17 protein-coding genes are annotated in these 16,606 nt (G+C 41.3%); 15 read left to right on the top strand and 2 right to left on the bottom strand.

Features of this window, described 5'->3' with window-relative positions; translation table 11 throughout:
- The first annotated feature begins 74 nt into the window (after positions 1 to 74).
- Positions 75 to 590 (top strand): hypothetical protein, encoded by a 516-nt coding sequence (locus tag SY85_RS12760; RefSeq protein WP_066405058.1) that lies wholly within the window; start codon positions 75 to 77, stop codon positions 588 to 590.
- A 165-nt stretch (positions 591 to 755) separates the two neighbouring features.
- Positions 756 to 1,295 (top strand): hypothetical protein, encoded by a 540-nt coding sequence (locus SY85_RS12755; RefSeq protein WP_066405056.1) that lies wholly within the window; start codon positions 756 to 758, stop codon positions 1,293 to 1,295.
- 219 nt (positions 1,296 to 1,514) lie between these two features.
- Here SY85_RS12755 and SY85_RS12750 read toward each other — a convergent pair whose 3' ends face one another.
- Positions 1,515 to 2,135, bottom strand: coding sequence for a hypothetical protein (locus tag SY85_RS12750; protein WP_066405055.1), 621 nt, complete (start codon positions 2,133 to 2,135; stop codon positions 1,515 to 1,517).
- Positions 2,136 to 2,425: 290 nt separating this feature from the next.
- Here SY85_RS12750 and SY85_RS12745 point away from each other — a divergent pair, with 290 nt between their 5' ends.
- On the top strand, positions 2,426 to 3,073 hold the full coding sequence (locus SY85_RS12745) for a carboxypeptidase-like regulatory domain-containing protein (RefSeq protein ID WP_066405053.1): 648 nt from the start codon (positions 2,426 to 2,428) through the stop codon (positions 3,071 to 3,073).
- A gap of 316 nt (positions 3,074 to 3,389) precedes the next feature.
- Here the strand turns inward: SY85_RS12745 and SY85_RS12740 are convergent, their stop codons facing one another.
- The gene (locus SY85_RS12740; protein WP_066405051.1) at positions 3,390 to 4,481 is read right to left on the bottom strand and encodes an acyltransferase family protein; all 1,092 of its coding nucleotides are present in this window, start codon (positions 4,479 to 4,481) and stop codon (positions 3,390 to 3,392) included.
- A gap of 235 nt (positions 4,482 to 4,716) precedes the next feature.
- Here SY85_RS12740 and SY85_RS12735 point away from each other — a divergent pair, with 235 nt between their 5' ends.
- From SY85_RS12735 to SY85_RS12675, 12 genes are all read left to right on the top strand, one after another.
- Complete coding sequence (locus SY85_RS12735; protein ID WP_066405049.1) at positions 4,717 to 5,151, top strand: hypothetical protein; 435 nt, start codon at positions 4,717 to 4,719, stop codon at positions 5,149 to 5,151.
- 189 nt (positions 5,152 to 5,340) lie between these two features.
- Positions 5,341 to 6,105 (top strand): type I methionyl aminopeptidase, encoded by a 765-nt coding sequence (gene map / locus SY85_RS12730; protein WP_066405048.1) that lies wholly within the window; start codon positions 5,341 to 5,343, stop codon positions 6,103 to 6,105.
- 84 nt (positions 6,106 to 6,189) lie between these two features.
- The gene (locus tag SY85_RS12725) at positions 6,190 to 6,930 is read left to right on the top strand and encodes a Tim44 domain-containing protein (RefSeq protein WP_066405047.1); all 741 of its coding nucleotides are present in this window, start codon (positions 6,190 to 6,192) and stop codon (positions 6,928 to 6,930) included.
- Between the two features lie 859 nt (positions 6,931 to 7,789).
- Entirely contained in the window at positions 7,790 to 8,200 is a 411-nt protein-coding gene (locus SY85_RS12715; RefSeq protein WP_066405039.1) for a response regulator, read from the top strand.
- Positions 8,201 to 8,269: 69 nt separating this feature from the next.
- Positions 8,270 to 9,187 (top strand): gliding motility-associated ABC transporter ATP-binding subunit GldA, encoded by a 918-nt coding sequence (gldA, locus tag SY85_RS12710; RefSeq protein WP_066409723.1) that lies wholly within the window; start codon positions 8,270 to 8,272, stop codon positions 9,185 to 9,187.
- Between the two features lie 230 nt (positions 9,188 to 9,417).
- Positions 9,418 to 9,942, top strand: a complete 525-nt coding sequence (locus tag SY85_RS12705; protein WP_066405037.1) for a hypothetical protein — start codon at positions 9,418 to 9,420, stop codon at positions 9,940 to 9,942.
- A 79-nt stretch (positions 9,943 to 10,021) separates the two neighbouring features.
- Positions 10,022 to 11,305, top strand: coding sequence for a phosphopyruvate hydratase (gene eno / locus SY85_RS12700; RefSeq protein ID WP_066405035.1), 1,284 nt, complete (start codon positions 10,022 to 10,024; stop codon positions 11,303 to 11,305).
- Positions 11,306 to 11,407: 102 nt separating this feature from the next.
- Complete coding sequence (locus SY85_RS12695) at positions 11,408 to 12,025, top strand: GNAT family N-acetyltransferase (RefSeq protein ID WP_082886421.1); 618 nt, start codon at positions 11,408 to 11,410, stop codon at positions 12,023 to 12,025.
- A gap of 448 nt (positions 12,026 to 12,473) precedes the next feature.
- Positions 12,474 to 12,791, top strand: a complete 318-nt coding sequence (locus tag SY85_RS12690) for an FtsB family cell division protein (RefSeq protein WP_066405030.1) — start codon at positions 12,474 to 12,476, stop codon at positions 12,789 to 12,791.
- Between the two features lie 77 nt (positions 12,792 to 12,868).
- Positions 12,869 to 13,099, top strand: a complete 231-nt coding sequence (locus SY85_RS12685; RefSeq protein ID WP_066405029.1) for a hypothetical protein — start codon at positions 12,869 to 12,871, stop codon at positions 13,097 to 13,099.
- Positions 13,100 to 13,293: 194 nt separating this feature from the next.
- Positions 13,294 to 13,956, top strand: a complete 663-nt coding sequence (gene nth, locus SY85_RS12680) for an endonuclease III (protein WP_066409719.1) — start codon at positions 13,294 to 13,296, stop codon at positions 13,954 to 13,956.
- A gap of 135 nt (positions 13,957 to 14,091) precedes the next feature.
- Positions 14,092 to 16,464 carry a hypothetical protein gene (locus SY85_RS12675; RefSeq protein ID WP_066405027.1) on the top strand — a complete coding sequence of 791 codons (2,373 nt, stop codon included), beginning with the start codon at positions 14,092 to 14,094 and terminating at the stop codon, positions 16,462 to 16,464.
- The last annotated feature ends 142 nt before the right edge of the window (positions 16,465 to 16,606 follow it).

Genomic DNA, 16,606 nt, shown 5'->3' with positions numbered 1-16,606 from the left:
TCAGACTATAAACCAAACAACAGGAACATGGACTGCCGCCACAGCAGCAAGCTCCAATTCGTTCGGCGAAATTCATGCGACCAGTAATATTAAGCATATTGCTCTTTGCTACTTTTGGGAGTTTCGCCCAAAGTCAGCCATGCAGCTATACCATTGACTCGGTTAAAATCTTAAACAATCAAAATCTAAAGGCGCTGGTTGATTCCTTACAGACCACCCAGCTCACCACACTGAACAATAAAAACAACATTCCCAAGTTTCTTAAACATACGCTTAACTGTTGGACAGGAGACTTTGATATAGCCAATCCCAACCAGCCTTTTCAAGCCACAGATGTAGTTCGATGGAGAGTGAAACCGTTACCCCGCAGACAATTGACCTACTTAGGACTAAATGACCATTTTATGCTTTTGGCTTATAAACAGGGAGGTAAAGGACTGTCGCACCACATTATCATATTCAGGTATGATAACAATAAGGTAGTAGACTTCTGGACAGGCTACGGCGGGGAGTTCAAGTCAAAAGAAGCAGTTCTTAACTACTTAAAGAACTTCAAAGGAAATACCCAGACAGGTTTTATTTACTTATGATTCGGCTAACATCATATTTGTTAAATGGCTGCTGCGTCACTACCTTTCATTTACAAAACATATATCAACGACAGCAGGTAAATGAAGCAGCGGTAACACCGACTACAGCCACTTCACAAATACCTTTTACATTAGCTGAAATTAGAGTGCACATTAACAACCCGAATGAAGACCATGAAAGGTTATAAATACGTTTTGTCGCTTTGCTCCATATTAATAGGTCTTTTTTCATGCTCAGGCAACGCTATCAAAGCACAGTCAAATATTGAAAAAGGGAAAGATACCATTAGACCTTTCACGGCCATAATTGTAAATAGTTTTTATGCAGAAGCCTATTCAGTGGCTACGGTTTTGACCGATAAGCAACTAAAAATAATTTTCAAGAGTGACTTAGAAGGCGTCAAGGACACTATTGTTTTTCTTAAAAAACTACAATTCTCGGACACTTTACGACAAATTAGCGAAATCAATCTAACGAAATTAAAAGATTATTATTCAAATCCCTGTATTGACGATGGCTCGCAGGTGACAGTTGTTATTAAAAAAGATAACAGCACAAAAACTGTTCATGTGAGTAACTTTTACCAAGAAGAAGTTGGAAGGATAATTTATTTGGTAAATTCAATAATACCTGAGAAGTATAAAGTGTGGTATAATAGGGAAAGATTAATTGCCGACTATAAAAGATGCATGGGCAAAAAATAGCCATCTTAACAATAACTCCTGCAGCTAACATTGGTGGCTGTTGCACAACTCTGAATTGAAACAGTGTTTGGGAGTAGGCTTTTTTTCGTCTCCTACATGTTTCCTTTGCGTGGCCTCTTGTATATGGTAAGAGACACGGAGGCTGAAAATTGCTTTAACTCAAAAACGTTCCGTGGAAATAGGATTACGAACCATGGCTGAAGAACAAATACTCAATCCCTAAAACCGCATAAAAACACCGAGGGCTCCATAATTGTCGGAAGTAAACGGATTATAATAAAAGCCTGTGATAGAAAGTTTCTTTTTAGAGAAACCCAACGATACCCCTCTTTGAACTTTTACATCATTTTGATAAACCCGGTTACGCCCGCCTGCTATACCTGCCGACATCCAATTGTTAATAACAAAGCGGAAGTGCGACCAGGCATAATAATAGGAATCAGCACTTGAGTTAAGATCGAACAGGTATTCCATTTCAGTATAAAACCGAAATCGTCCATAGGCCAGATCTGCCTCAAGTCCTGGAGCAATACCATCGATGCGGCCTACCACTCCAGCAAGCATAGGGGTAAGAAGATATTGAAACTTTTTGCCGCCTACTATATTGTAACCGGCAAATAGGGAAAAGGTTTTTAAACTTTCGTAATTATAGCGGGGCTCAAAATGCCAGCGTTTGTAGTTGGCATAAACAACGGGTACTATAAAGAAGTCGTCAGGGGTAAGCACAGACAACGCAACGGCACTTACATCCCAGTTCTTAACTTTTACAGAATCGGAGGTCTGCGAAAAAACGGCTATCGAAACAGGTAACAATAGCAATGCTGCAAAGGGCTTTGCCATCCACCTTCTGATAAGGAGTTTTTTTAGCATGTACTAAAATACCCTGTATAATGGACTTTGTAAAGGTATTTAGTGCCAAACATTACTTGATCAATCATCTCATTTCCGACCCTTCGGCGGGGCCCAAAACCCATAAGGTTTTAACGGAAAAAGGCAGATTCCTTTAAGATATACATAACAACAATCAAGATTCCGGCAACGAATCACTGGCCTTCATTTTCTTCTTTATATTGCCCTTTTTTACCAGTTCCAATTAGTTTGAAAATTTTAATCATTACCCCTTTTAGAAAATGAACAAAGCTTTGTTATTAGCCGCTGCATTATTTTTTACACTTTTTACAAATGCACAAACAGCAAGTGTTTCAGGAAATGTTATAACTAATTATATCACATCCAAAAGCTCATTTACCAGGCAGGAAATTGGTGCAGTAGTTTACCTTTTTGATCTGAATAAAAAATATTCTTTCGATTATTATAAAGATGTAAATATTATCAAAAAAACAAGAACGGATATAAATGGCAACTACACTTTTAATGATCTGCCGGCGGGAACCTATCTGCTTTGTATCTCTTCCAGAGGAGCACTGGGCAACTGGTACAAAACCTACCACGATATTACAGATTCCTTTAGTGTGCCAATAAAAACGGTTAGTGGATACGATTTTAGTACTGATCAGTCTTCCTTACAACAAGAGATCAAATCATTGCATCAGCAAGCGGAAGAAGCCACAGCTGCACATGACAATAAAAAGTATAAAAAGGCAATGGACCAAATGAACAAAAAAATTGATAAGTATTTCGGTAATGTGCCCTATCTGGTAAAAGAACTTTTTGATCTCAATGGTGGCGCCGAAGTGCCAAAGGATTTTAGAATAATTGAAATAAAAGCGGGCCAGAACGAAAAGACTGAAACATTATTTGTTGGCATGCTCGATTAAGTCTAGCTACCCATAGTCTTGAGCTGCTCCGAGCGTGCAGAATACTATTTTTTCAATGTTGCCGTTGGTCGGCGACCCTAAGTGTTCGAATGTTGTTCTTTGCGTTGCTTTGCGCCTTCTTTGCGCTGCTTTGCGGTTGTTTTTTTACCGCAAAGGCCACAGAGAAACCGCAGAGGGGCGCAAAGGAAACTGCTTCAAAGAGTACGCTCTCTACCGTCTATTATAGCTTTCGAACACTTAGGGTCGCACCAACGGCAACAGAAAAGACACCTAAAATACCCTCTGCATTAATCAGCCACCATCAAAGTTGCTTAGGCTAATGCCTTTGTTTTGACATCCATTTTTTAGCCAGGTATCGCCTAACCGGTATATCATAGAACCTCATTACTAAATAAGCAATAACAACAAGGAAAATGGTGCCCAGCATAATGATGTAGGGTAGTTCACTTATCGGTGGCTTTTTATTGGTAAAATAGTTTCCAAAGACCCATATAGCAGCATAGTGCGTCATGTAAAGAGGGTAAGAGATGTTGCCTGAAAACTGGCAAACCTTTTTCAATTTAGGCGACAGGCATGAGCCGGCTCCAAGGGAAACCAGCAGGGGAAAATAGAAAAGTACCACCAGCGTCTCTGTCAGCCCATTCCACTTAGTAACGGGCATAAAGAAGGCTAAAGACAACAAAATGCTCAGGCCTATAAATCCAAGTCTGTTTTTAATGATCCAATTTGAGCGGTAAATTAAGAGGCCCGCTAAAAAGGAATATGCCACACGGGCGCCTCCGTCTAAGAAAGTATCTTTTGACCATCCACCCAGCAGGTTTCCCGCCCGATAACTAACAAAGCAAATACCTGCAGCTGCCAGGATCGTCAAAACAGTCAAGGAGCGACGGCCCACCTTATAAAGAACGAAAGCGTAAAATATATTGGCAACATATTCCCAAAAGAGTGACCAGGAGGGAGCATTGAAGGCAAAGAGGTTAAAGGCGCGCTCCTCCATCAGGGGAATCGGGATCAGAAAAAGTGAGCCAACAAACAGCAAAACAATTTTGCCGGTATTGTAAACTAAGGGTGATGCAAAAGGATCCAAAAAGAATCCTAATAATCCCAATACAGAACCCAAAACCACTAAGGGGTGCAATCTTATTAACCTAGCCTTGAAAAACGATCCTATTCCCATTTTTTGGATGCGGTCATCATAAGCGTAGCCCATAACAAAACCAGATAAACAAAAGAAAAAGTCCACTGCTAAAAAACCATGACCAATAAAGTTTTTACTGGGATCGGTGAAGACCCATTCCATAAAGTGGAAAATGACCACAGCCAGCGCAGCAACTCCTCTTAATCCATCAAGAATGGAAAAATGCTGTTTCGTTTTTAAAAGGTCCGGACCTTGAATTACGTCTTTCATCGATATTTAATAATAGTGAAATGCCAGACAAAAGCCGCTAATACAGGGCTTTCAGCTATAGCAGCAGAGGCGCCAAAGTTAAGCGCCACAACGTTATCAGGCTTTGTTGTGTAGATTTGTTTAGTAGAATATTAAGGCTGTTGCTGCAGAAAGCTCTTTTGCTGTTGACGGCAAGTTTATGGAAATAGATGGTAGACGCATCTCACTATTTTAAAAAGGACTCTGACTTACTTTTATGAAACTGCCCTATAGACTCTTCCTCTTTGTCATTTTATTTGTTAGTACAGCTTGTTTTGGGCAAAAACTCGTTCAAGCAGTAAGTGATGTTGGACAACTAGCTATACACAAAGAACAGTTTATTGGTCAACCTTTAAACATATTGTTAGCGCAGATAGAACCTGCAATAAAATACGTTTACGGAAATCCTGAAAATCGATGGCGTGGAGCAGTCGGCGGCACTTATTTAAAGTTCCATTTTGTAGATAAGCAAGAGTATGGCGAAATGCTACGCCAAAACAAAAAACCTGCTGGCGTTGTGGTTTCTTTTTCGCTAGAGCCCAATAGCTCTCGTAAGCCTTTACCTAAAGGCGGTATCCCCTTGTGGACAGATGAGCAAAAGAGGGAGTATGGTGACATGATCATTGCAGACATACGCATAACAGGTGGATAATGAATTGAACCTGCCGCAAGCATGTGTATTTGTAAAATGGTTATACCTATACTACCTTTCTATTTTAAATTGCTATCAGCACAATTAAGAAAATGAAGTAGCTGTGACATTGATTACACTCCTTCACCAATACCTACTCTGTTGGCGGTCGGTCTATGACGCTAACCCAAACAAACAGATAAAACGATTATGTCAATAACAAAAGAAGCAGAACTGATCGGAATGCAAAAAGCAAGTGAAGCAGTTGCCTGCACATTGAAGGAGATGCGGAACTATGCACAGCCTGGTATGACGACCAAACATTTAGACGAATATGGAGCAAAAATACTTTCGGATTTTGGGGCAAAGTCAGCACCTTATCTAACCTATGGTTTTCCTGGTTGGACTTGCATCAGCGTGAACAATGAATTTTGTCACGGTATTCCATCCGACAACAGAAAACTGAAAGAAGGCGATTTGATCAATATCGATGTTTCTGCTGAGCTGGATGGTTTTTGGTCGGACAATGGTAGCTCATTTGTACTAGGGAAAGATATTAACCAATACCAAAAACTGGTAGATGCTTCAAAAGAGATCTTGCATAAAGCCATCTATAACATAAAGGGTGGTGTTCGCATTTCAGACATAGGATATCTAATAGAAACGGAGGCAAAGAAGCGTGGTTACAAAGTAATTAAGAACCTGACAGGGCATGGAGTAGGCAGAAGTCTTCACGAAGAACCAAGCGAAATAGCCAATTACAAAGACCGGTTCAACCTGACAAGATTTAAGAAGAATGCTGTCGTTGCCATAGAGACTTTTATTGCTACCGCTTCAACGTATGCTGAAACCCTTAACGATGGTTGGACAATGGTTGGAAATAAAGGTGGCTTTATGGCACAGCATGAACATACTATTGTGGTTACAGACGGAAAGCCAATCATACTGACAGCGATGAACGGAATTTGGAATTGATAGCTGAGATAAAAACTCCCTCCTTCGCCAATGCATAAACTGTTTGTCTGCTGTAATCATGCCTTTTGAATAACTAACATCCATATGACTAACATGCTGAGAAATAAGAAAGCAGTACTTCTAACTATACTCTTAACCCTTTGTGTCTGCTTGCTTTTTGCAAGAGCAGGTGGGGGAGGCGGATCAGGTGGCTCAAGTAGTTCGGGCGGACACGGCCATGGAGGCGGAGGTGGACCGTTTGGTTTCATTGGATTAATTATTTGGGGGCTTTACACTGTTGTTCTTACAGTTGTACTCTTTTGGAAAAAGAAGTCTGCCTTAAAGGTGATAGCTGTAGCAAAAGATGATATTTGGAACCTGGAACACATGCAACAAACTGTGGAGAATACTTTCTATGCAATGCAGGATGCATGGATGGAAAGAGATCTACTCAAATTATCAAAGATTATTAGTTGTAGTTTCTACAATAACAATGATTGGCAGCTGCAAAATATGAAAGCCAATCATGAGAAAAATATTTTGGAAAACATCACCATTAGTTCCATTCAGATAATTTCTTGCAGGGACTACCGGGAAGATTACCTGGATACCTTTTCTGCATTCATCAAAGGAACGATGATCGACTATACTATCGACGATCGGAGTGGGGAAATTATAAAGGGTTCCAGCACAAATACGGAAAAGTTCAAAGATTTATACGTGTTCACCAGAGATGAAAATACTTGGGTATTAAATCAGATTGTGAACGATCCGGACCTGATTTCGGTTCTGGAAGCAACCAGCATCACAGAGGAAGAGCCGGCTAATGTCAATATTGGACTCTAGGTCTAAGGGGAAAAACTTCTTCCCCGTTGTGCGCTACTGAGTTGTTTATTTAAATCAAAGCGTAAAACATACTGTGGGAGCAAAAATATTCCTTTCAATTATTACTGCATTTCTGCTCATGCTTGCTGGGTATCTTATACTCACGGGTAAAAGAGCAGAAGGTTCTTACTATAGTGATACAGGTTGGATACAAAGTTCCTTCAATGGATACCTTTTGCTTATAGTTGCTTTGGGCTTTTGGGTTGCAACAGTTTATGTCTTTAGACGGAATAAAGGTAAATCGTAAAGTGTGATTGTTACTTTATGGGTAGTAATCCATCTGACACATGTTGTTTTATCCCATCATATGTTCTTCATAGTGTCTGTCTTGCCAAAAACCTCGAAAAGACGGAATGAAATTGATAAAGTAAAGGCCTTACGCAGACGTAAGGCCTTTTTTGTTAGTGTTTTTTACAAAGAAGATGGAATAAGTATGGGCGCTCTTTGAAAACCCATATGGCTACTGCATTTCCGGTCAGGAGAATTTTTAATAAATACGATACAGTAAATAAACATTTGCGTATTTCTACGTGCTATTTGTGCTGTAGTTTTTCGGCGGAAAAAAGTCAAATCCCCGCTTGTCTGGCCTTCTGGTGTGAAATAGCTTTGTGGTAGAAGTTGATTGATTACTTATCAATCCCAGTCCGATCCTAAAGAAAAACCACCCATTGAATAACACCGTTCCTTGAAAAACCAAACCAATCCAATATCAATCAACTTCTTTTTTTTTAACCTCCGTAAGCCTTCCGTCCTCTGTGTAAACTATAAAGCCAAGAAGCAACGATTTGATTAGCTAACCGAATGTTAAACACCTTTTTTTATGAGTGCTTTAAGTAGAGGGATGATACACAGAGTTTTAGTAGTAGACGACGATATAGATTGGCTGATGCTCTTAGAGCGTCGTTTAGCCAAGGAGGGCTATATTGTTGAAACAGCAGCCTCCTTGCCCGAGGCTGAGGAAATTATTGCCTCTTTTAACCCCCACCTGGTACTGCTGGACATTAACGTTAATGGCAACGATGGGCGACAGCTTTGCTGGAAACTAAAACATTCATCCGCTACAGTAGCTGTGAAAGTGGTGTTGATGTCGGGTTACGACTGCAGCACGGCCCGTGCTACTTTATTCGGAGCAGATGCTGTATTGGCCAAGCCAATTCCTTTAGAATTCTTATTGTTTAGCCTGCAACAACAGCTTGCACCCAGTAGCAGTCAATCCTTACGCACTACCTAGCCTTTTTTTAAAGATAAATTAGCCTTGGCTGCCCGCTATTGCTGCTGTATTTCTTTGTACGTTTGTTTTATGGCAATTGAAGTACGGCAGTTACTAAAGCAGTATGGTGAGCAAAAAGCGGTAAACCAGATTTCCTTTTCCGTTAACAAAGGCGAGATTGTGGGCTTCCTGGGACCAAACGGTGCGGGAAAGTCTACTACCATGAAAATGATCACAGGTTACCTGGAACCCGATGAAGGCCAGATTACTGTCAGCGGTATTGATGTGCGGAAAGATCCCCTGGCTGCCAAGAAAAAAATAGGCTACCTGCCGGAAAGCAATGCCCTGTACTACGATATGTATGTACGGGAATACCTGGGTTTTGTTGCTGATATGCATGCGGTGGAGCATAAAAAGCAGCGCATAGAAGAAGTTATTACATTAACCGGCTTAACACCAGAAAGCAATAAACGCATTGGACAACTGTCTAAAGGTTACAAGCAGCGAGTGGGTTTAGCGGCTGCCTTGATCCATGATCCAGAAGTATTGATCCTGGATGAGCCAACCAGTGGTCTGGATCCCAACCAGATCGTAGAGATCCGCAATGTCATTAAGGAGCAAGGCAAGGATAAGCTGGTACTTTTCTCCTCACATATTCTACAGGAAGTAGAAGCCATCTGCGACCGTGTGATCATCATCAATAAAGGACAGATTGTAGCTGATGACAAACTGGCCAATCTGCAAAAGCGCTCTCCGGTTATTGTGGTAAAAGTGGGCTTTGCCGAAGCGTTAGAGGCCGAGTGGCTAAAACGCCTGCCCGCCGTTCAAAATGTAGATAAAGTAAATACGCACAACTGGAATATACAGACGCTGGAGCCGGAAGCTGTACGAAAAGGGCTGTTGCAGCTGGCCCTTGAGCATAACCTTAATATTGTTTCCTTGCAAACCCAAAGCGAAAGCCTGGAAGATATCTTCCGCTCGCTTACCACAGTGCCATCACCATCATAATCACAGCAAACAACACTGTTTCCCTATCGTACAATTAATGCTACTTGTGTATAAAAGCAATACATATCTCATTTTGTTCCATGTGCAATTATCTAAAGGATTAAGGGGGCTATGTAATGCCTTTTTTCTTTAGTGACCTTACTATCATTTTACCTATATGGAAATAGGATAGAGAAAGCAAGTCCGGTGAAGTACTGATCTTTACTCGCGATTTAAACCCCTTGTATGTCATGTTACGAACCCGGAGTAGAATAATTCTCATTATTGCAAAGATTGTTGGTATTGTATTGTTAGGTGTGGCTGCCAGTCTTGGACAGGAAGCCTGTGATATAAAATCAGTGGGCCCGAAAGATGTATTTACCATATCAGGCCGCGTACGGTTTGCTGAAAAAACAGGAGAGGGCCTATGGCGGCCCAAAAAACAAGTACTGGTGCAGGTGGAAAATTATCCCACCTATTTCCTGGTGGATACCAAATCTCCTTCTTTATCAGAAACGTATTTCAATAGCTTAGTAAAAGCTACAGATACCGCTCGTATAGCAATTCATAAAGATCAATTGGCTTACTTGTACACGCCTTCCACCGTACGATTGTATGGGCTTGTATTAAATAATGGAACAGAAGTTTATACGTTCAACGATGCTTTTAGCCGCGACAAAAAAGAGCGCATGTGGTTATATGTGAAGGCTGGTATTTGCTTGTTAGGCGGGTTGGTTCTTTTGATTTTTCCAAGGAAGTCACTGATAAAAGAATAAGGGCAGTCCGTCCACTCTCACTATCTTAGCACCTCCAAAACAGAATTCTTTTTACAACTATAAACCAATCAACGAAGTCATGAGTTACATAGCTGAGATTTTCGCCAGACAAATATTGGATAGCCGTGGTAATCCTACTGTAGAGGTAGATGTTATAACAGATGATGGGGCAATGGGCCGTGCTGCTGTTCCTAGTGGTGCTAGTACAGGTATACATGAAGCCGTAGAGCTGCGTGATGGCGATAAAAGCCAATACTTGGGTAAAGGGGTATTGAAAGCCGTGGATAACGTAAATAAAGCCATAGCACCAGAGCTGGTAGGTTACGATGTAGCCGATCAAACAGGTATCGATCAGTTAATGATTGAGTTAGATGGTACTGAAAATAAAGGCAAATTGGGTGCAAACGCGTTGTTGGCCGTAAGTATGGCGGTAGCCAAAGCGGCTGCAGAAGAAGCGGGTCTGCCTCTGTTCCGTTATGTTGGTGGTACCAATGCTAAAACATTGCCTGTGCCTATGATGAACATCCTGAATGGTGGTGCACATGCTGATAATAAAATTGACTTCCAGGAGTTCATGGTTATGCCTACTGGCGCTTCTACTTTCAGTGAAGGCTTACGTTGGGGTGTTGAGATCTTCCATGCATTGAAGACAGTATTGAAGAAGAAAGGTTATAGCACCAACGTAGGTGACGAAGGTGGCTTTGCACCAAATATTGGTTCAAACGAAGAAGCTATTGAAACGGTATTGGAGGCTATCAATGCTGCTGGCTTTAAAGCAGGTTCTCAGGTGTTCATTGCAATGGATGCGGCTAACAGCGAGTTGTATAAAGATGGCAAGTATATCTTCCATAAAAGCGATGGTAAGAAATTAAGCTCTGATGAATTAGTAAAATACTGGGAGAACTGGGTGAATCAATATCCTATCATCTCCATTGAAGATGGTATGGCTGAAGATGATTGGGAAGGTTGGAAAGCATTGACACAAGCTATCGGTAACCGTTGCCAGCTAGTGGGTGATGATTTGTTTGTAACAAACGTTAGCCGCTTACAGCAAGGTATTGATAAGCATATTGGTAATGGCTTGCTGGTAAAAGTAAACCAGATTGGTACCATCACTGAAACGATCAATGCCGTAACGCTGGCACAGCACAATGGTTATAACACCATCATGAGCCATCGTAGTGGTGAAACAGAAGATACTACTATTGCTGACCTGGCAGTAGCCTTGAACTGCGGACAGATCAAAACGGGTTCTGCCAGCCGTACCGACCGTATGGCTAAATACAACCAATTGATCCGTATTGAGGAGCTGTTAGGCGCTTCTGCTTACTATCCAGGTGCTAAGCTGAAGTTTGGTAAGTAAGTAATACGTTATCCATAATACCCTTTCACATTTGATCTTTCTGCTCTTCTTTAGAAGGGAATAGAAAGTGCAAAGAGTGAAAGGGTTTTTTATTTTTACAATATGGCGATACTACCCATTGATATTACCCGCTTAAAAGGAACACATATCTATTTAGAGTTGTTACGTCCGGATCATATTGAGGTATTGAAAGAGTTGGCACGTGACGAGCGTTTGTGGGAGTTTACCAAAACCTTGCTCATTAACGATACCTACAACGAGCAGTTCCAAACCTATATCACTACTGCATTGGATCCTACGGCAGTAGAAGGACAACAAGCCTTTGTTATTCGCGCTACGGCCGATGATAGCATTATTGGTATGACACGCTATTATGCAATTACACCAAAGGATAAGCGGCTGGCCATTGGGTATACCTGGTATATTCCGGCTGTATGGGGTGGTCCGCATAACAAGGAGTGTAAATTGCTGTTATTGCAGTACGCCTTTGAAATAGTAGGATTTCAGCGGGTTGAATTCCATATAGCGCATCAAAATGTTCGTTCGCAAAAAGCGGTAGAAAAGATTGGTGGTGTGAAAGAAGGTGTGTTACGCAAATATGCCATTCGCCCAGACGGCTCTATACGAGATACTGTGATCTATAGCATCATTGATGAGGAGTGGCCGGAAAAGAAGCAGCGGCTGTTAGATATGGTGAAAAGCTATCAGCAATTAGTGTAGTTGGTAGTTAATAGTTGGCAGTGGACTGTCGTCTGTTGACCGTTGACTATCATCATAACCCATTCCAACAGTTGATCTTAGTTTATTTTTTTACGTTTCATATTTCGCCTTTCACGGTTAAGTACCATTCCTGCTGTTGACTGTCGTCTATTGACCATGGACTATCTCTCACGTTTCACAAATATTCGGTCCCATTGTTGACTTTCCTTTTTTTGATCATAGTCAAACTTTGCCAATAACCCTCGCAACTTATTGCTTATGAATCCTCATTCCTGAACATTGATCGTTAAATATTCAGTGTTGAACATTCCTCTCTCTCAATTCCCAATTCCTCCTAACCTGTCAACTTAAATCAGCCATTCCTCCTATTCTCCTTTCTCTTTTTCTCTTAGCTTTCTTTTTTCCTCTTAGCCTTGTATCTTCGCCTTCAATTCTCTGCTCCAAGGCTATGAAAATACTTCGTATCATTCCTGCTTTTTTGCGCAATAAGTTCCTGGTGGCAACAGTTGCCTTTGTCGTTTGGATACTTTTTTTTGACAAAAACGATCTGTTTGCACAATTGGAGCGTCGCCACGAGTTGCATGAGCTGGACAAAAGCAAGGATTATTTTACGGAGCAAATTGAGCAGGAGCGACACTTTTCTGAAGAGCTGAAAAACAATCCCGCCACTATTGAAAAATTTGCCCGCGAAAAGTACTTTATGAAGCGCGATGGTGAAGACTTGTTTCTGATAGAACCTGCTGAGAGCAATACAAAAGACAAATAAGTAGGTACACAATAACTTACTTTATAGTGCGTTTAAGTAGCAACAACATCACAAGCCACCGTATATAAAGAGGAGTTATGAATAATTACACGCCAGAGGATTTGCTGCAATATCTCTACAATGAAGTGGACAGTGTCACGCGGCTAGACATGGAAGAAGCATTGGAAAATGATTGGACGCTTCGTGAAAAATTAGGTGTCCTGAAAGCTTCTCATCAGCGTTTAAATTCACTAATGGAACAACCCCGAACAGAAGCCGTTTTGAATGTTTTAAAATATGCGACTTGTACACAAAAGATGGGCTGTTAAACACACACGTACATATAGAATAGGGGTAAGAAAAGAGGGGTAACGAATGTGTTGTTATATTACACATTTTACTCAATGACTTCATTGATTCTCGTCGCGGTTATACCAATAAGCTTTTTACTAGTAATCGTTAACTGTTAACTGCGGACTGTTGACTATTGCCTGTTAACTTCCCTACCTTTGCGGCAACTTTTATGAACCGTAAGGATCGCTTTCAATTCTGTATCAATTATTTCCAGGAAGTAATGCCGGCACCGGAAACGGAGCTGCATTTTACTAACACCTATCAGTTATTGGTAGCGGTAATTTTGTCGGCTCAATGTACAGACAAGCGCGTGAATATGCACACGCCGGCTCTTTTTGAAAAATACCCGGATATTCCTTCATTGGCTGCAGCCAATTATGATGATGTGTTTGCCCTGGTAAAAAGCATTTCTTTTCCTGGCAATAAAAGCCGTCACCTGTTGGGCATGGCTAAGCTGGTTATTGAAAAATTCAATGGTGAAATACCAATGACTGTAGAGGAATTGGTACAGCTGCCAGGTGTAGGCCGTAAAACGGCCAATGTTATCACTTCTGTGGTTGATAATCAGCCCAATATGGCGGTAGATACGCATGTGCACCGGGTATCGGCACGTATTGGTTTAACTGTAAATGCCAAAACACCGTTGCAAACCGAGCTTCAGTTAATGAAGTATGTTCCAGCAGAGGTCGTACCTAAGTTTCATCATTGGCTGATCTTGCACGGGCGCTATACCTGCATAGCCCGTAAACCCAAATGTGAGCAATGTGGATTACAGCCCGTTTGTGTTTATTTTCAAAAGGTTATGCGTAAGCAGATCACTCCTGCCTCCTGATTTGCCCTTTTTTCCCTAAATAATGTTGATTTAACGCTGAGTTGCCGTTTTTGGCGTGGCGGTTGTTTTGCATAGGTAAGCATGCAAGACGGTTGCGTCTGCATTGTTTTCCGTACATATACAAGCGTATCACAAATGGTAAACACAAACTATAATTTTAATAGCGTACTTTCTCTGAAGCCCTTGATTACAGTGCTCAAGAGAATGATTGCTGAAGGGAAGCTAGGTGCTAAAAGACTATATCAGGGCATCATAAATGATATAGAAGCCAATCCGGTGCTCTTAGAGCCTATTGATGACGAAACAGTATTGCAAGAACATTATGAGCTGATTGAAACCCTGCTATCTACCATCTTTACGCCTAGCACGGGTGCTATGGAGGGTATGTATGCCATTGCTTTTCCTTTTCGTTCTGAAACGGTTTATACGTCACCCTCGTTCAAGGAGCAGTTCCTGCCCAACGACTCACGGGAAATTGTGGTACCTGACAACCGCACCAATTATAGCATAGCCAAAGCCTCGTTGAACCTTGCCTATAACCTGATCATGCGCAAGTTCTATTCCTGGGATGTGGCGGCTATTGCCACTTCTGTGCATACCTTTCCTGATAAGGAAACCGGTCTGACAAAATACCTGGAGCTGCGATTGAATGCGCAGTTTGTTGATGTGAATCTGGACAATGATAAGTTTAAGCTGCCTACTAACTACACAGCTCAGCGCTCACTGGATATGGACGAATTGCGGAAGACCTTTCCTTTAGAAAACTTTCGTTTTGAGGGCTTGGTCGTTATTGATGTAACAGATGTTACCAGTGAGCAGGTTATTGCAGAGATAAAAAATACCTTGTTAAATGTAAACGCTATTTCCGATGTTGCCGTTTATGAGCAGATGCAAACACATATCCAGACCTTCCTGGGTTTGAAAGACGTAACGGTTGGCATCACTCCTTTTATAAAGATTAATGACCATTATATTTATTCTGAACAATACTATCGCAACAGTCTGCTATTTAAAACCCATCGATCGCAGGCTGAAAAGTATTCGATCACTCAACTGGCAAAGCAGATCTTTGAGACTACTGATCAACCCCTTTTGTATACCGATCTGACCGAACAAAATAGTAAGCAGCATGAGTTGCTTAAATACTATAATGAACAAGGGGCGCGAAGCCTGATCCTTTGTCCCTTAAAAGGCAATGAGGGAGAGCTGATTGGATTGCTGGACATTACAAGCGAGCAACCTGCACGGCTGAAGTATAACCACTTGGTTAAGATTCATTCAGCTATGCAGTTGTTTTCACTGGCATTAGAAAAGAACATTCAGAGTTTGGAATCGCAGATCAATAAAACCATTAAAGAGCATTTTACAGCCATACAGCCGGCGGTAGAGTGGTTGTTTACAGAAGCTGCGTTTCAATACCTACAAATGATGCAGGAAAATGATTCGGCAAAAATTCCGTCCATCAGCTTTGAAGATGTATATCCCCTATATGCTGTTATTGATGTGCGCAATAGCTCGGTAGAACGTAATAATTCCATTCAATTGGATCTTCTCGAACAACTGCAGTTGGTACACCAGGTTCTGGAAAAAGCAGCAGCTATCTTGGAGTTCCCATTACTTAAAGAAATTCGCTATAAGGTTAATAAATACATTGCTGCTAGCAGCGAACAGCTGCTTAGTGATGATGAATTAATGATCTATGACTTCTTGCAAAAAGATGTAGAAGAACTTTTCACACACTTACATTTGACCCAGCCAGAGTTGCACAAACTTATCGACAATTATAGAGGTGCTCTTGACCCGCAAAAGAATATTGTATATCACCACCGCAAGAAGTATGAAGATACTCTCACAATTATCAATAATGCATTAGACCGATTTGTAGACCGGGAACAGGCGCAGGCGCAAAAGTTTTACCCGCACTATTTTGAGCGCTATATGACAGATGGTATAGAGTTCAATATCTATATCGGTCAGAGTATGGCACCCAACCGGCCTTTTCATGAAATGTATGTAGGCAATTTGAAGTTGTGGCAACTCTTGATGCTGGTAAAGGCGGCGCGACTAACCCATGCTTTGGAAAAAAGACTGCCACTACCGTTACAAACGACGCAGCTGATCCTGGCGCATTCCATTCCGTTGTCTATATCATTCCGTCGTAAGGAACGTAAGTTTGATGTTGATGGCGCTTATAATATTCGCTACGAGATCGTCAAGAAGCGTATAGATAAAGTTCACCTGCTAGATAGTGATGAACGACTGACACAACCCGGAAAAATAGCGATTGTTTACTCGCAGCAAAAAGAGCTGAACGAGTACCTGGCCTATATTGAATACCTGCAATCAGAAAATTTGCTGATTGGTGATGTTGAACACCTGGAGCTGGAAGAATTGCAAGGCATTAGCGGATTGAAAGCCATTCGGGTAGATGTCAACCTGGAAGGCGATCAATCGCCGACAATTGCTGAGGCCGCAAAGGTGGCAGCAAAGACGGTATTAAGAAAGTAGCGTTTTTAGTTGACAGTTAACAGTTGGCAGCATTCTACTGCTCTATGTTAACTGTCAACGGCTATACACGCTGCGTAACTTAAATTAGTTTTATACTCGTTTCAATTAGATAGAGGGGTATTATCTTTTTTGGTATTTGGGA

The sequence above is a fragment of the Flavisolibacter tropicus genome, from assembly GCF_001644645.1.
GTDB classification, from domain to species: Bacteria; Bacteroidota; Bacteroidia; order Chitinophagales; family Chitinophagaceae; genus Flavisolibacter; species Flavisolibacter tropicus.
Note: the sequence above shows the minus strand (reverse complement) of the source record. Positions and strands in the feature narration are given on the sequence as shown.

Excerpts from the sequence above, each read along its gene's own strand:
- SY85_RS12760 (WP_066405058.1), top strand. The coding sequence starts at position 75 with ATGCGACCAGTAATATTAAGCATATTGCTCTTTGCTACTTTTGGGAGT.
- SY85_RS12755 (WP_066405056.1), top strand. The coding sequence starts at position 756 with ATGAAGACCATGAAAGGTTATAAATACGTTTTGTCGCTTTGCTCCATA.
- SY85_RS12750 (WP_066405055.1), bottom strand. The coding sequence starts at position 2,135 with ATGGCAAAGCCCTTTGCAGCATTGCTATTGTTACCTGTTTCGATAGCC.
- SY85_RS12745 (WP_066405053.1), top strand. The coding sequence starts at position 2,426 with ATGAACAAAGCTTTGTTATTAGCCGCTGCATTATTTTTTACACTTTTT.
- SY85_RS12740 (WP_066405051.1), bottom strand. The coding sequence starts at position 4,481 with ATGAAAGACGTAATTCAAGGTCCGGACCTTTTAAAAACGAAACAGCAT.
- SY85_RS12735 (WP_066405049.1), top strand. The coding sequence starts at position 4,717 with ATGAAACTGCCCTATAGACTCTTCCTCTTTGTCATTTTATTTGTTAGT.
- map (WP_066405048.1), top strand. The coding sequence starts at position 5,341 with ATGTCAATAACAAAAGAAGCAGAACTGATCGGAATGCAAAAAGCAAGT.
- SY85_RS12725 (WP_066405047.1), top strand. The coding sequence starts at position 6,190 with ATGACTAACATGCTGAGAAATAAGAAAGCAGTACTTCTAACTATACTC.
- SY85_RS12715 (WP_066405039.1), top strand. The coding sequence starts at position 7,790 with ATGAGTGCTTTAAGTAGAGGGATGATACACAGAGTTTTAGTAGTAGAC.
- gldA (WP_066409723.1), top strand. The coding sequence starts at position 8,270 with ATGGCAATTGAAGTACGGCAGTTACTAAAGCAGTATGGTGAGCAAAAA.
- SY85_RS12705 (WP_066405037.1), top strand. The coding sequence starts at position 9,418 with ATGTTACGAACCCGGAGTAGAATAATTCTCATTATTGCAAAGATTGTT.
- eno (WP_066405035.1), top strand. The coding sequence starts at position 10,022 with ATGAGTTACATAGCTGAGATTTTCGCCAGACAAATATTGGATAGCCGT.
- SY85_RS12695 (WP_082886421.1), top strand. The coding sequence starts at position 11,408 with ATGGCGATACTACCCATTGATATTACCCGCTTAAAAGGAACACATATC.
- SY85_RS12690 (WP_066405030.1), top strand. The coding sequence starts at position 12,474 with ATGAAAATACTTCGTATCATTCCTGCTTTTTTGCGCAATAAGTTCCTG.
- SY85_RS12685 (WP_066405029.1), top strand. The coding sequence starts at position 12,869 with ATGAATAATTACACGCCAGAGGATTTGCTGCAATATCTCTACAATGAA.
- nth (WP_066409719.1), top strand. The coding sequence starts at position 13,294 with ATGAACCGTAAGGATCGCTTTCAATTCTGTATCAATTATTTCCAGGAA.
- SY85_RS12675 (WP_066405027.1), top strand. The coding sequence starts at position 14,092 with ATGGTAAACACAAACTATAATTTTAATAGCGTACTTTCTCTGAAGCCC.